The organism is Hahella sp. NS-SX17 (assembly GCF_057367735.1).
Genome location: NZ_CM170632.1, coordinates 2,321,990 through 2,336,974, shown reverse-complemented (window position 1 = coordinate 2,336,974; position 14,985 = coordinate 2,321,990). Strand labels below are relative to the sequence as shown.

General features: G+C 51.8%; 11 protein-coding genes. 8 read left to right on the top strand and 3 right to left on the bottom strand.

Annotation, left to right across the window (positions count from 1 at the left end):
- Positions 1 to 64: 64 nt before the first annotated feature.
- Positions 65 to 658, bottom strand: a complete 594-nt coding sequence (locus AC2IBB_RS10585) for an SIS domain-containing protein (protein WP_486332825.1) — start codon at positions 656 to 658, stop codon at positions 65 to 67.
- Between the two features lie 519 nt (positions 659 to 1,177).
- Between AC2IBB_RS10585 and AC2IBB_RS10580 the strand changes: the two genes are divergently transcribed.
- From AC2IBB_RS10580 to AC2IBB_RS10550, 7 genes are all read left to right on the top strand, one after another.
- Positions 1,178 to 3,583 (top strand): M64 family metallopeptidase, encoded by a 2,406-nt coding sequence (locus AC2IBB_RS10580; protein WP_486332824.1) that lies wholly within the window; start codon positions 1,178 to 1,180, stop codon positions 3,581 to 3,583.
- Between the two features lie 578 nt (positions 3,584 to 4,161).
- Complete coding sequence (locus tag AC2IBB_RS10575) at positions 4,162 to 5,712, top strand: ABC transporter substrate-binding protein (protein WP_486332823.1); 1,551 nt, start codon at positions 4,162 to 4,164, stop codon at positions 5,710 to 5,712.
- Positions 5,713 to 5,850: 138 nt separating this feature from the next.
- Entirely contained in the window at positions 5,851 to 6,828 is a 978-nt protein-coding gene (locus AC2IBB_RS10570) for an ABC transporter permease (RefSeq protein ID WP_486332822.1), read from the top strand.
- Between the two features lie 23 nt (positions 6,829 to 6,851).
- On the top strand, positions 6,852 to 7,793 hold the full coding sequence (locus tag AC2IBB_RS10565; RefSeq protein ID WP_486332821.1) for an ABC transporter permease: 942 nt from the start codon (positions 6,852 to 6,854) through the stop codon (positions 7,791 to 7,793).
- Between the two features lie 3 nt (positions 7,794 to 7,796).
- Positions 7,797 to 8,795: an ABC transporter ATP-binding protein gene (locus tag AC2IBB_RS10560; protein ID WP_486332820.1), complete on the top strand. Its 999-nt coding sequence runs from the start codon at positions 7,797 to 7,799 to the stop codon at positions 8,793 to 8,795.
- A gap of 20 nt (positions 8,796 to 8,815) precedes the next feature.
- A complete protein-coding gene (locus AC2IBB_RS10555; protein ID WP_486332819.1) occupies positions 8,816 to 9,823 on the top strand; it encodes an ABC transporter ATP-binding protein in 1,008 nt (335 codons plus the stop codon).
- Positions 9,824 to 9,875: 52 nt separating this feature from the next.
- Positions 9,876 to 10,814, top strand: coding sequence for a LysR family transcriptional regulator (locus AC2IBB_RS10550; protein ID WP_486332818.1), 939 nt, complete (start codon positions 9,876 to 9,878; stop codon positions 10,812 to 10,814).
- A 32-nt stretch (positions 10,815 to 10,846) separates the two neighbouring features.
- Here AC2IBB_RS10550 and AC2IBB_RS10545 read toward each other — a convergent pair whose 3' ends face one another.
- Positions 10,847 to 11,728 carry a TraB/GumN family protein gene (locus AC2IBB_RS10545; protein WP_486332817.1) on the bottom strand — a complete coding sequence of 294 codons (882 nt, stop codon included), beginning with the start codon at positions 11,726 to 11,728 and terminating at the stop codon, positions 10,847 to 10,849.
- 210 nt (positions 11,729 to 11,938) lie between these two features.
- Complete coding sequence (locus AC2IBB_RS10540) at positions 11,939 to 13,567, bottom strand: immunoglobulin domain-containing protein (RefSeq protein ID WP_486332816.1); 1,629 nt, start codon at positions 13,565 to 13,567, stop codon at positions 11,939 to 11,941.
- A gap of 449 nt (positions 13,568 to 14,016) precedes the next feature.
- Between AC2IBB_RS10540 and AC2IBB_RS10535 the strand changes: the two genes are divergently transcribed.
- Entirely contained in the window at positions 14,017 to 14,802 is a 786-nt protein-coding gene (locus tag AC2IBB_RS10535) for a helix-turn-helix domain-containing protein (protein ID WP_486332815.1), read from the top strand.
- Positions 14,803 to 14,985 lie beyond the last annotated feature (183 nt).

Below are 14,985 nucleotides of genomic sequence, written 5' to 3'. Positions count from 1 at the left end.
GCCATCGATCTGAACAGAAAAAAACCGGGATTCAAGCCCGGTTTTTTTATGGAAGCGCCGGGACTCATTCCTGCTCGTAGTTCTCAGGAAAGAAACGTCGCTCAACCAACTCAATTAATATGTGCAGCACTTTGATGTGCAGTTCCTGCACCCTGTCTGCATATGAGCCGCCGGGGGCGCAGATGCAGACATCCGCCAGACTCTCTAGTGGCGAGCCCGCTTTGCCGGTCAGGGCGATGACGCTGACGCCCATTTCTCTCGCCACCTTCGCTGCATTGAGTATGGTTGGACTCTTGCCGCTGGTGCTGATAGCGATGAGGCTATCGCCTTCACGACCATGACTCTCAATGTATCTTGAAAAAACAAAGTCGTATCCGAAGTCGTTGGCGACGCAGCTCATATGGCTGGGGTCGCTGATAGCAATCGCTCCCAGACCTGAGCGGTTTTTACGGTACCGCCCGGTCAACTCTTCCGCAAAATGCATGGCGTCGCACATGGAGCCGCCGTTGCCACAGGAGTATACCCGCCCTCTGTTTTCGTAGGTCCGAATCAAGGTTTCGGCCGCCGCCTCCACACCACGCATAGCCTCCGCATTGGCGATAAAGTCATTCAAAGCCCGCTGAGCTTCAAGCAGACTGCCTTTGATATGTTCGATCACAGTGGAGACACCCTTCATAAAAATTTAATAAAAGCTTATTTGGCCGTGCAGCCTGATTCCGATAATAAGCGTCAGAAGTTAATTTTCCTAATTTTTCATACGCTTTGTCGTCGGCAAAGTCAGCCGCGAATACAACACCCTCTATTTAATAAACGCATCCGTAATTATCCGCTTCAATTAATTTATTCGAAAAAAGTATTTCTTTATTTCCCTGAGTTATTTAGAGCTGGCGTTATGCAGGAAAGCAAATCGCCCTCTCATTTAGAAATAAGCCTAGGCCATTGATTTAACAAGCCATACGCCCTCCTGCATAGCTCCTAGGAACTACATAAAAGGCCTCCGCTCCTGTGTATTATTAAGCGGCTATGCTTATCAATTAACCAGTCCGGCGCAGAGGGAGTTAAGGCTCCGGGCATGTCATTAACCATGAGAAATGGATGATTCCGGATGATGCCGCCGACGCACAAACTCCAGCGCATATCCCGTCCATGGACCTCTTGCCTGAAAGGAGAGCTAGAAATGAAGGCGCTTGCGAAGTTATTCATACCTGTCTTTTTGCTGTGCTCATCCGCCTTCGCCACAGCAGAATCAGTGACCGAGCTGTATATCCAGCTGGATCGCACTCAAATTAACGCCGCCAATCCCAGCGACCTTTCCGCCGGCGTCAACGCCAGTGTGAAAGACAAAATCGCCAAACAGGCCAAATTTCACCAGGACGATGAAATCGTTTCCGACGACCAACTGATGGTCATCGGGAAAGACGCCCAGGGGCGTGAAGTCTACCGACAAGCGGTCGACAACCCTTTACTTATGCATGCGGAAGCGTTCGACCCCGAAAGCGGCCGGATAGAAGTTGCGGAGGAGATCGTCAAAAACACTGGGACGCTGCGTCTCGACGTCCCCAATCGCCTGGATATCCGCACATTGGAATTGAACACCGTTAAAAAGCAGCGCTCTGGCTATCAATTCAACTTATTACAGCGCATCAAGCTGGGAAAGAAACAGACAGCGCAGACGGCCGCCGCGGTGAGCCTGGAAGCCCAGGCGGATAACGGGGTTTTCAGCGTTTTCAAAACCGGTGATTCAGAAAACCGGGCTGACCTGGTATTGGTCTCCGAAGGCTACACCAACAGCGACCTCGGCAAGTTCGAAGAAGACGTTCGCAAAATCGTTGAAGGCTACTTCGGCGAGGATATTTACAAAGAATACAAAAACCATTTCAACGTATGGCGCGTGGAAGTACCGAGCAATCAAAGCGGCGCAGGCAACGGCGGCCCTATCGACACCAAATTTGGCGCTTACTTCAACTGTTACAACATCGAACGCCTTCTTTGTGTGGATGAAAACAAAGTATTCAACTACCTGAAATCAGTGATGCCGGCCAACGCCATGGATAAAGTTCTAGTGGTGGTTAACACTGAAAAATACGGCGGCGCGGGTGGCCAGGTAGCGACCATGTCCCTGGCGCCCCAGGCGATCGACCTTGCACTGCACGAGCTGGGGCACAGCTTCGCCAAACTGGCCGATGAGTACGACTACGGCACATGCCAGGTTCGTGAGCCAGACAACGCCAACGCGACGGCGGACTCCACCGGCGCAAAATGGCGCCACTGGTCGGATGTCGACGCAAACGTGGGCGTATATGAAGGCGCTATGTACTGCGCGCGCGGCATGTACCGCCCCACGCAGAATTCAATGATGAAAGAGCTGGGCCAGCCTTTCTACGCCGTCAATGAAAGCGAAATCGTGCGCCGCATCTATGGACGCGTTAATGTCATCGATGCGGCGAATCCCGCACAAACCGACATTTCCATGGGACAGGGCGAATCCAGAGATTTTTCCGTTACGCCAGTGAATACCGCTTCTCAGACCGTGAAGACCCTGTGGTATCTGAATGACCAACAAGTAGGCGAAGGCGCTGAATTCAATTTCAATAGCGGTAAGTACCAGGAGGGCGTATACAAACTGAAAGCCGTGGCGGCAGACAAGACACCTCGCGTCATTAAAGACCCCAACAAGCTGCTGGTCGCTGAGAACACCTGGACAATCACACTGGGCGATTCCGATACCGGCTGTAAAGAAGCCCCGGCCACGCCTACCGGTCTGGCTTCAGCAAATATCGGGTCAACCTCCTTCAGTTTCAGCTGGAGCGCCGTCTCTGCGGCGGAAAGCTACCATACCGAGATCTGGAGCGAGTCCGCTTCTAAGTGGGAAGCGCTGGAAGACACCTCTGAGACTACTTTGTCCGTCAACGGGCTGGAACAAGGCAGCACTCAATGGGTCAGAGTATCCGCCAAGAACGCCTGTGGAGCCTCCACGCCCTCGGAGCATCTCACTGTAGAACTGACTGACAGTCAGGATTGCACACAACCTCCTGGCGCTCCCGGCGCATTCGCCGCATCGGACGTAACGGACGGCCGCTTCACGCTGAGCTGGAGCGCAGCAGACGGCGCAGCGTCCTATGCAGTGCAAAAGTGGACTGGCAGGGAATGGCGCGATCATGAGGAAACGGATGCGACTTCTATGGAAGTCACGGCAAGCCGTCTGGGCACAACCGAGTACTATCGTGTTTACGCCAAGAATCAGTGCGGCTCCGGGCAGGCGACCAACTGGATCAAAGTGGTCATCCCTCAGAGTAAAGGCTGCACAAACCCTCCCGCCAAGCCGACTGGCCTGCAGTCCTCCTATGTGTACTCAACTCAGTTCAGACTGAATTGGCCGAAAGTAAACGGCGCTACACAGTATGAAGTGCAAACCTGGGACGGCTATGCAAGGGCCTGGAAACCTTATCAAAACACCCAGGGCAACTACGTGGACTTCTACCAGCTGCAAAGGGGTTACGTCTACTATCCAAGAGTGGTGGCGAAAAACGCCTGCGGAGCAAGCACTCCCTCCAACTATCTGACGGTTAGACTTCCACGCTAACCCAAACGCAAAGAACCCGGCTCCCGCCGGGTTCTTTTTTATTAACATGGTAATGATATTGGCATGTTAATAACCTGACGCATGAATGCGCCTGCGCGGCGGCCAGCCACGAGAGACGGGCCTGACATATGCGTAAAATCTATGGTGAATCCGACCACCTAAGATAGTCGATAGACTGTTTTTTCTCCATTTTCATCACAGTTCCCGTTATTTCAATCACTTACATACACCTGCCATAAGGTGAGAAAATATCGCAGAAACACCAGTTCATTCTGCACCAATTAATTTCAGCGTTTCACAATACGGGTGCATACTTATACGTTTCATGCATGAGCCGTGTCGAAATTTCGATTGTCTGAGTGATACGCGAGCCATTAGGCTGCTTATCTCATGATGCAGTACTCGCTTCTAACGACCATGTATCATTTTCTTTAGGGATAACCTGAATCAACGCTAGCTTGATTTAACGCCTTCTAGTGCTGACCTGTCGGCAGTAGACGCGGCTGGTGGCTCCAGGACGGAAATATCCGGTCGCTCATAATAAACAGTCATTCCCAACGAAGAAGGAAGACGAAACAATGAAAAAGTCTCTTGGTATTATTGCTGGGGCCGTTCTATCACTGGGCCTGGTAAACGCTAACGCCGCGACACTCAAGCTCGCGCTGGACGCAGATCCCGTTTCACTTGATCCCCACGAACAACTTTCCGGCGGCACCTTACAGTTGTCCCACTGGTTGTTCGATCCATTGGTGCGCTGGACCAAAGACCTCACTTTCGAACCGCGTTTAGCGGAAAAATGGGAGAGAGTCGACGATTTGACTATGCGCTTCCACCTGCGCAAGGGCGTTAAGTTCCACTCCGGAAACACATTCACCGCCAAAGATGTGAAGTGGACTTTTAATCGCCTGAAACAGTCTCCAGACTTCAAGGGAATCTTCGACCCATTCGCGGATGTTAAAGTCGTTGACGATTACACCGTTGATCTGGTGACCAAAGAGCCTTTTCCATTGGTGCTGAACAACGCCACTTATCTATTCCCAATGGACAGCGCCTTCTACAGCGGCAAAGATGACAACGGCCAACCCAAGGACCTGCTGGTCAAACACGGCAACTCTTTCGCCTCCCGCAAAGCTTCCGGCACAGGGCCTTTCACTGTGTCCTACCGTGAGCAAGGCGTAAAGGTTGAGTTCACCCGTTATCCCGGTTACTGGGACTCCAATTCTCCCGGCAATGTCGACAAGATGGTGCTGACTCCGATCAAAGAAGACCCGACCCGCGTTGCGGCGCTGCTTTCCGGAGACGTGGATTATATTGCGCCGGTTCCGCCGACAGACCTCAAGCGCATCGAGTCCGACAAGAATTCGAAACTGGTGACCATGAGCGGCACCCGCATCATCACTTTCCAGATGAACCAGAAACGTCGCCCGGAATTCAAGGACGCTCGCGTACGTCAAGCGATCAACTACGCGATCAACCAGGAAGCGATCAGCGACAAGATCATGAAAGGCTTCTCAACGCCAGCCGCTCAGCTGAGCCCAAAAGGTTACCTGGGATACAACGAAGACCTGAAACCTCGCTATGACCTGAACAAGGCCAAAGAGCTGATGAAAGAAGCCGGTTACGAAAAAGGCTTCAGCGTCACTATGATGGCGCCGAACAACCGCTACGTGAACGACGAGAAAATCGCACAGGCCGCTGCCGCCATGCTGGCGAAAATCAACATCAAGGTCGACCTGAAAACCCTGCCGAAAGCCCAGTACTGGCCTGAGTTCGACGCTCGCGCGGCGGATATCATGATGATCGGCTGGCACTCTGACACCGAGGACTCCAACAACTTCTACGAGTTCCTGGTGATGTGTCCCAACACCGAAACGGGCGCTGGACAGTACAACAGCGGCAACTACTGCAACCCGAAAGTGGATGAAATGGTGAAACAGGCCAACAAGTCCACTGACTCCAAAGAACGCGCAGAAATCATGCAGACCATCGAGAAAACCCTTTACGACGAGGGCGCTTTCGTCCCACTGCACTGGCAGGACCTGGCCTGGGCCTCCAAGAAGAATGTCGGCGCCGAAGAAGTGTTGAACGTTATGGACTTCCCGTACTTCGGCGACTTGGTGGTTAAGTAAGCTAACCAAGCTTAATTAGCCCGCCATTCAGGCAAAGAATCAGAGCCAGATTCTGGAGGGGATCGGACAGCAGTGATGGGACTGCTGTCCGAAGGGAAAGAATCTGGCTCTCCTTTTAACGCCTTAGGTATCTATTAGATGTTGGCATTTTTAATTCGCAGAATCGCTCAGGCTGCGGTGGTGATGTTTGTCATCAGCCTGATCAGTTTCTCCATTCAAGACAATCTTGGCGACCCACTCAGAGAACTGGTGGGACAAGCCGTATCCGAACAAGAACGCAACGCGCTGCGGGAAGAAATGGGGCTCAACGACCCTTTCCTGACCCAATACTGGCGTTTTGCAAAAAAAGCCGTTCAGGGAGATCTTGGCGACTCTTACTTTTTTAAAGAGCCCGCCCTGCAGGTTATCCTCAAGAAACTTCCCGCCACCCTGGAATTAGTTTTTGGCGCTACGTTGATCATTGTCCTGCTGTCGGTGCCGCTCGGCGTATTTTCAGCCATCCGGCCACACCACTGGTTTTCCAAGCTGGTGATGGGCGTCAGCATTATCGGGATATCAATACCGGTGTTTCTGACCGCCATACTATTAATGTATGTATTCGCTATTGAGCTGGGGCTAATGCCGTCCTTCGGACGCGGCGAACTGGTCCATGTCTTTGGCTACTGGGATACAGGCTTCGTTACCTGGGACGGGATAATGCACTTGATTCTTCCCTCCATCGCCCTGTCCTCTATCATGCTGCCGCTATTCATCCGTCTGATTCGCTCAGAGATGATGGAAGTTCTGGAGTCGGAATACGTGCGTTACGCATGGGCGAAAGGCCTGAACCCGAAACGTATCTACTTTCTGCATGCGCTTAAAAACACCATGTTGCCCGTCATTACCGTCGGCGGCGTGCAGATAGGCACCATGGTCGCTTACACGATCCTGACCGAAACGGTCTTTCAATGGCCAGGCATGGGCTTCCTGTTTCTGGAAGCAGTGAACCGGGTCGATACGCCATTGATCGTGGCGTATCTGATCGTCGTCGGCGGTATCTTCGTGATAACCAACACTATCGTGGACCTGATTTACGGACTGGTTAACCCAACCGTAAAACTGGCCGGTAAGCAATAGCATCAGGAAGGAGAGTAACCCTCATGCAATCTAACGTTAAAGCTTCACCGAGCCGATGGGCGCAGTTTAAAGACTCTCACTTTTGGCACAGCTTCAAAAAAGACAAGATCGCGATCGTCAGTTTCACTATCTTCGCATTGATTCTGATTGCGAGTCTGCTAGCTCCCGTATTGGCGCCCTTTGATCCTTACGACCTTACCCAGGTCGACATCATGGACGCGGAAATCCCACCCAACTGGGAAGAAAACGGAGACGAACGTTTCGTTTTCGGCACCGACGCCCAAGGGCGCGATATGTGGAGCACCATCCTCTATGGCACTCGCATCTCGCTGATGATTGGCGTCTGCGCCGTCGTGCTGCAGGCGTTCCTGGGAATTGTCATCGGCCTGATCGCCGGTTACTTCGGCGGTAAAGTCGACAGCTTCCTGATGCGCCTGGCGGATATCCAGCTATCTTTCTCCACACTGATGGTGGCGATCATCGTCCTGGCGGTATTTCAAGCAGCCTTCGGCGCAGAGCTTTATCAGGATCTGGCCCTGTTCATGCTGATTCTCGTCATCGGCATCGCCGAGTGGCCGCAGTACGCCCGGACTGTTCGCGCAACAGTATTGGCTGAGCGCAAGAAAGAGTATGTCGACGCGGCCCGAGTCATCGGCCTGCGCTCCAATCGCATTATGTTCCGCCATATTCTGCCGAATACTTTGTCGCCGGTGCTGGTCATCTCTACGGTGCAAATCGCCAACGCTATTATTTCGGAGGCGTCCCTGTCCTTCTTAGGGCTAGGCATGCCGCCTTCCAAGCCGTCTCTCGGCTCTCTGATTTCCAGCGGATTTGAGTTCATTTTCTCCGGCTCCTGGTGGATTACCATCATCCCCGGCATCGTGCTGATATGTCTGGTTCTGGTAGTGAATCTACTGGGCGACTGGATGCGCGACGTTCTCAATCCCAAGCTTTACAAGGGCTGATCCATGGCGCTATTAGAAGTTAAAAACCTGGAAGTAAAATTTGGATTGCGCAGCGGCGCCGTGACCGCTCTGCGGGACATCAGCTTCACTGTCGATCGAGGCCAGCGCCTGGGTATCGTGGGAGAATCCGGCGCAGGAAAATCCGTCGCCGCATTCTCGATTCTCAATTTGTTGAGCCGTCCTGGTTACATCTCTGGCGGAGAAATCAACTTCGACGGCAAAAACCTGTTGAAGATGCCCCCCGACCAACTGCGTAATGTGCGCGGCAACCGCATCAGCATGATTTTTCAGGACCCCATGATGACCCTGAACCCCGTGCTGTCGGTAGGCGAGCAGATGATTGAATGTCTGCAGGCGCACACTCGCGTGTCCAAAGAAGAAGCGAGAAAAATCGCTCTGGAAAAACTCAAACTGGTGCAAATTCCTTCTCCGGAAAAACGCCTTGATCAATATCCTCATGAGCTTTCCGGCGGTATGAAGCAACGCATCATTATCGCCATCGCTCTTTTGCTTAATCCAGACATCATCATCGCCGATGAACCTACTACCGCTCTGGACGTCACCATCCAGGCGGAGATCATGGACCTGCTGTTGGAGCTGTGCAAAAGCCAGAATCTGGGGCTGATCCTGATTACTCACGACCTGGGAGTTGTTTCCCAGGTCACACAACAAATGATCGTCATGTATGCAGGGAAAATAATCGAACAGGGCCCGACCAAGGAAATCATCAATGACGCTCAGCATCCCTATACGCAAGGACTGATCAACGCCTTGCCGCAACAGGGAGTGCCTGGAGAACGCCTGTACCAGATTCCCGGAGCGATGCCGCCGCTGCAACGCATCCCCAAAGGATGCGCTTTCCACCCGCGCTGCGCCTATGCGCAGGAACGGTGCGAAAAGGAGCAACCGGATTTTACGGTATCCGGCGGTTGCCACGTGGCCTGCCATATGGTGGAGGACATGATCAAACAGGCTGACGTCCCCGCTTCCGAAGAGAAATAGAATTACAAGAGCCCGGTCTTATGACAGCATTGGTGAATATAAAAAACTTATACAAAAAGTTTCCGATACATGGCGACTGGTTGGATCAAATCAGCTTCTCCAACGGTCGCTTCCATATGAAGCGCGAGTATGTGCACGCCATTAACGGCGTCTCTCTTGACGTACAAAAAGGAGAAGCGCTGTGCGTGGTCGGTGAGTCCGGCTGCGGCAAGTCCACGGTCGCACGCGTTGTGATGGGACTTCTGTCCCCCAGCGGCGGAGAGATTCGCTACGAAGGACAGCGCATCGATCATTTGTCGTCCAATGCGATGATGCCTTTCCGCCGCAAGATGCAGATGATTTTCCAGAACCCCTATGCATCGCTTAACCCGCGCATGACAATCAAGCAGACGCTTGAAGAGCCGATTCGTTGGCACCAGCCAAAACTGGCAGGCGGTGAGCTGAAAGACAAGGTCGAGGAAGTCATGAAGTCCGTTGGCGTAGACCCTTCCTGGGGCGAGCGCTTTCCTCATGAATTTTCCGGCGGTCAGCGGCAACGTATCAGCATTGCGCGCGCCTTGATCGTAGATCCCGAGTTCATTGTCGCTGACGAACCGATTTCCGCGCTGGACGTATCTATTCAGGCGCAAGTGTTGAACCTGCTGATGGACGCACAGGAACAGCGCGGACTCACTTATCTGTTCATTACCCATGACCTGTCCGTAGTTGAGCACTTCGGCACCCGGGTCGCCGTCATGTACTTGGGGTCACTCTGCGAAGTCACCACAGCCCGTAAATTATTCGCCGCCCCCAGACACCCCTATACCCAGGCGCTGCTCAGCGCAATTCCCAGACTGGAAGATGAAAAGCCTGATTTCATACGCCTCAAAGGCGAGGTTCCAACTCCAGTAAACCTTCCCTCAGGCTGCGTATTCCATGGACGCTGCCCCCACGCAAATGATCGCTGCAAGCGTGAAGTCCCCGTATTAAGGGAGGTAGACGGAACCCAGGTGGCGTGTCATGCTGTTGAAGAAGGCCGGCTGGATTAGCCGGCTTTTTCAACTACCCCAACAATAAAATCTTATAGCGGACTGTAGATCTGTGGAAATTCGTTGGCTTGAAGACTTCATAGCTCTCGCTAAAACCCGGCACTTTTCACGCGCCGCGGATGAGCAGAATGTGACGCAGCCGACATTTAGCCGTCGGATAAAACTTCTGGAAGAAGAAATGGGCGTACAGCTAGTGGACAGGAACACCCTTCCCTTATCGCTGACGCCGGCAGGTGAGCTGTTTTTGGACGCCGCCGACAAAATCACCCGAATCCTGCGAGATACGCGAGAGGAATGTCACGCTATCCGCGAGGAGCAATCGAGTCGACTGGTTTTCGCGACAACGCAAACGCTTTACCTTTCTTTCTACAAGGCATGGCTGGAGCCCTTCAGTCGCGCGCTGGATATCGTACTGGATCTGAACCTCCATTCGACGGCCTGGACAGTTCGCGACTTTTCCCATGCGCTACTGGAACAGCAATGCGACATCATGCTGTGCTATTGGCACCCCAGTATTGAACTATTGGCGGATGCAGCGCCCAATGAGTTCGAATACGTCAAAATTGCGGGAGAGCGATTACTGCCATGCAGCTCCGTCGATGAGACTGGCGCCCCCAAATTTGTTCTGCCTGGACATAAAAGAAGACCAATACCATTTATCGATTATCACGACAACGCCTTCCTCAAACCGGTAGTGCACCATACGATTACCCACTCGCAGAACGACCTGCACTTGGTGACCGTTAACAAGAATTTCCATTCAGTCAGCGTCAAAGCAATGATTAGGGAGGGATTTGGCGTAGGCTGGATTCCTTTCAGACTGGCGCAGGAAAGCATTCGCTATGGAAGAATGAAGCCTGCTGGAGATGAGAGGTACTATACAGACTTGGAAGTGCGCTTTTATCGTAAAAAAGACAACAAACACCCCAGCTTGGAAAAACTATGGAATAAGCTGAAAGAACATACGGAGGCCAATGTAAGCTTGGTTTAACCTCCGTATCAGGATATGGCGATCCAAGCGGATTATTGTTGCGAAACCCGGTAGCCCTGCTGTTGCAGCAAGTCCACTACACTGCCGGGGCCCACCAAGTGGCCTGCGCCCACCACCACAAAACAGATTTCCTTGTTACCCAGGCAAGTCTCAACCGATTTGGCCATCTTTGGATTGCGACCGTCAAACATCAGCTCGTATACCGGCTTTGCCTCAGGCGTCTCCTTCAAGGGATCTCCAATCGCCAACCGATACATTCCGTCCGCATCTCCTTTCTTCCAGGCGGTGGCCATCTCCTCCCAGATTTTTTCATACTCATCCATTCTGGACAGTTCTTCTCGCGTGGCCTCCTCTACTTCAGGGAGCTTCATGACCAACTCCATCTGTTCTTGAAAAGACTCAATTTCTCGAATGGGCTTACTCCCCCTCGCCTGACTAAGGAAGTAATAATCAATGCCCCTATCCTGCGAGTACCCCAGACGCATGGCCTCCAAAGCCGCCAATGTCAGCTCGATGAAACCAATGCGTTGGCGCTCAATCGCCTGCAATGGAATCTGATGCAAGCTGAGTCGCTCTCTAAGCAGTTTTATCGTTTCAGGAGACAGATGATCATGAATCGTTTCACCATTGGGATAAAACGCTGAACGCTGAATGATCTCCTGCTGCTTCTCTGGCGATGTCGCTTTCTCATCCATTTCCACAACCAAAACATTGCTACGTTTAAAAGCATCCATTATTTCCCGACGCATAGGGTAAAAATCATCTGATCCAAAGTGAATAGCGCCAAGTAGATAGGCTGTAGCGCCGTCTGACTCCACTCTCCAGAACAGCCCCTTATCTCCAGCCGCCTGAGCACAGACAGCCACAAATTGCAGAACGAGAAAGCACATAACGCGCTTCAACATGACATGCATTTTAACTCCTTGTTGCGATAGCTAAATCTGAAGGCCAACAGAGCCGCCCTACCATCGCCTAGCATAGCAGTAGAACTTATCAGGTAAAGGTAAATTATTCGCCAAGAAAGGGAGGGATAACTAATAACGAGAGACAATAAAAGGCCGGGCTTTATCCATTGCAGACAGGCTTCCGGCCTTAATCCATTCCAGCGCGCCCCGCGCTAGTGGTTATTTGAAAGTTTTAGACAGCGTTTTAGAGGATTCGCTTTCCAGTCCGCTTACATCAACCGCCGTTATCGCAAACGTATTGTAGCCTGCAGGCAGGTTAGACAATTCAATACTGGTCTGGGATGGGCTGTTTATCTGAATCACTTTTTCATAGTTTTCATCTGGAGCGCGATGGTAGATACGAAATCCTTTCAACTCAGACCTGGCCAACCCATCGCCATTCTCTCGCGTAGTTGGAGTACTCCAAGCAATCTTCACCTTACGCTCAGGCTTGGGAGATATTTTAATACTGGCGAGATTACTGGTGACGCTGCTTACATCATTGCTGACAACCACATCGTAGTTACCACTGTTACTCACAGTCAGGCCTTTCAACGCCAATGAACTATGTGTGGCGTTAGGCAAATTAACCCCGTTCTTACGCCATTGGTAGCGAATCGGATCGGTACCAGTAGCGGAGACATTCAATGTGACAGACTCCGATACGTAAGCGCTTGCTGAGGTAGGCTGGATAGATATCTTTACTGGCGTGGAGTCGCCTAACGCAGCGCGTTTGGCGAAGTCTGAAGATTGCTGGCTGATTTGCGAAAGTAATGACTGCACCGACTTATTGCCAGTCATCGCCTCCAGATCCAAAGAAATAGCCGACGCCTCATTGAACAGTACATTCATTGTCACCAGCGCCTGCGTATTGAAATCGCTGGCGGGAAGCTCACCGGAATCGGTATAAGACTTCACCGCATCAACCATAACTTTGGCGATCGACATACCTTGACGCTGCGCCAAACCAGCGAATGCGGCGTTGACCACGCTCACGCGCATGTACTCAATATCCACGCCAGCGGCATCGCCATTAGGCAAGGCGACCAGATCCAGAGGTCTCTTATCAATCAATTCGGCTTGAATACCCAAAGATTCAGCCAGATCAGCTTTGGCCTTACTCCAGGTTACTGATGTTAAACCTTTACTACTTTTATGGCTGAGCGCTACAGCAAGATGGGTCAATGCAGAGATATTCAGAACCGCTTTATCGGCTGACGGCAATGGCAGATAGGAATCAAGAACAAAACCTTCCGACAGAGACATAACGTCGCCAAAGGATGTTCCCTGCCCCGACGCATTCAAACCACAACCTGCAGTGGCGTCACATGCCATCCGCGTGCTTTCGTTGGAGGTCGCCTCGATCAGGTAACCTCCCGGCGCAGGATTCTTAATAATTAACTCATAACTGCCGTCAGCATTGGTCAGAGTCAGCGCAGCAGGATTTTGAAAATCAGCATCGTTCGCTGCGCCTTTCTCCACAACGGGAAACGCAGCGACCAGCGCATTCTTCAGCGCGCCTTTTATCACATATCCACTAACGGTCAGTGAGCGCTCCGGCTCTACAGGAGCGTCATCGTTGGAAGCATTGTCGCCATCATCAGGATTTGATGGCTCGGAAGGCGTAGTTGGCTCCGTGGGCGTATCCGGTTCAGAAGGCGTGTCTGGCTGAGTAGGATTTGTTGTGCCGCTCCCATCTGGATCGGGATTTGTTGGGGTGGACGTACCGGGGTCTGTGGAGCCGGAATCCGCACCAGTATTATTGCTATTGGAGTCTGAGCCGTTTTGCGTTGGAGAGGATGGATCCACAGGGGCGCTGTTGGACTGTCCGCTATTTTGGGCGGACTTGTCCCCATTGGAATCATGTTCGTTACAGGCTGCCAATCCCAAAGCGACAGCAAAGCATCCTGCCATTAGCAGCACACGGCGGTGAAAGGTGTAGGAGATCATTGTGTGTCGTTCTCTATTAGTCGCACGGTAAGGATACTGATCACAGTAAAATCCACCATTGGCCGTTAGGCCTATTTACCAAAACCGCACACAATCCATTTGGACTATTTTCATCCAAAGACAACACGTTGATTGCGTTAAGGAAAACACTCGGACCGGAAAAAGCGTGCAGTATAAATTTCAGCAGCATATAAAGGAAGAGGGTGGTAATATTGCGCCGCCTGACTTGCATGCCGCAATGGATGCATTTACCCTGAGCATATCTGTATATTTTTCAACCAAACCTAAACATTTATTCGATACTTTGCATGCTGCAAGCAAATGTGATCAGCCTGCCGCAAAACGTAAATCGGCACAAACATACGCATTACCAACTAGTGCTGGGTCTAACCGGCACCGCTGAAATTGATATGTGTGGTCTCGCAGCCCGGTTGGACGTGAGCCACGCCTGCATCGTTCCGACCGAAACATTCCACGACTTCTACGGCCGTCCCCGCAACCACGTGCTGGTCATAGATTTGGACCAGGACTATCCCGCCTTTCTTGATTCACACCATCCCGACTACGACCTTTTGAACCCTATGTTTGAAAGACCACAGCTTGTGACACTGGATCGCGGATTACAACAACTGACGCAGGTATCCATTCAGGAAATACAGTGGGCGCAAGACGACCGCGCACTGCGCCACCACTTGGCATGCAGCATTATCCGCTGCTTGAGCCGAAGAATCTCGCCCAGCGTAAAACGGCAGAAGTCGCCTGTACTGGACATGCACAGAATCGATCAATTCATTTATAAACATTTGCATGAGCGAATCTGTATATCAGATCTTGCTGGCAGCATTTGCGTCAGCGAGCGCCACTTCCACGAACTCTTCAAAATGGCGACCAATCAAACGCCCCACCAGTATGTCATCAGGGCGCGTCTGGATTACGCCAAACGCTTAATGCTGGAGACAAATCTGTCTATTGCGGAAATTAGTCAGAAATGCGGATTTTCCAGCCAAAGCGCCCTGACAAACTGCATGCGTAAGCATGACGGACTCACCCCCAAACAGGTGCAAAAACGCAGTCAGCAATCCGACAGAATGTAAATGCGACAGGTCAATTTCTGATTATTGCAGTTCTGTAAAGCACAGTTTTTTGCAAAATCCATGCAGTTTTTTGTAAGACCTGAACGATAGCAAAACATTACATTCTGTCCATTCGCCCCGACTCCGGCCACTGACGTTATTTCGACCAACTAAAACGACAGCGGATCAAGCCGGGCCGGCTCG

Excerpts from the sequence above, each read along its gene's own strand:
- AC2IBB_RS10565 (WP_486332821.1), top strand. The coding sequence starts at position 6,852 with ATGCAATCTAACGTTAAAGCTTCACCGAGCCGATGGGCGCAGTTTAAA.
- AC2IBB_RS10580 (WP_486332824.1), top strand. The coding sequence starts at position 1,178 with ATGAAGGCGCTTGCGAAGTTATTCATACCTGTCTTTTTGCTGTGCTCA.
- AC2IBB_RS10545 (WP_486332817.1), bottom strand. The coding sequence starts at position 11,728 with ATGCATGTCATGTTGAAGCGCGTTATGTGCTTTCTCGTTCTGCAATTT.
- AC2IBB_RS10535 (WP_486332815.1), top strand. The coding sequence starts at position 14,017 with ATGCTGCAAGCAAATGTGATCAGCCTGCCGCAAAACGTAAATCGGCAC.
- AC2IBB_RS10570 (WP_486332822.1), top strand. The coding sequence starts at position 5,851 with ATGTTGGCATTTTTAATTCGCAGAATCGCTCAGGCTGCGGTGGTGATG.
- AC2IBB_RS10555 (WP_486332819.1), top strand. The coding sequence starts at position 8,816 with ATGACAGCATTGGTGAATATAAAAAACTTATACAAAAAGTTTCCGATA.
- AC2IBB_RS10575 (WP_486332823.1), top strand. The coding sequence starts at position 4,162 with ATGAAAAAGTCTCTTGGTATTATTGCTGGGGCCGTTCTATCACTGGGC.
- AC2IBB_RS10560 (WP_486332820.1), top strand. The coding sequence starts at position 7,797 with ATGGCGCTATTAGAAGTTAAAAACCTGGAAGTAAAATTTGGATTGCGC.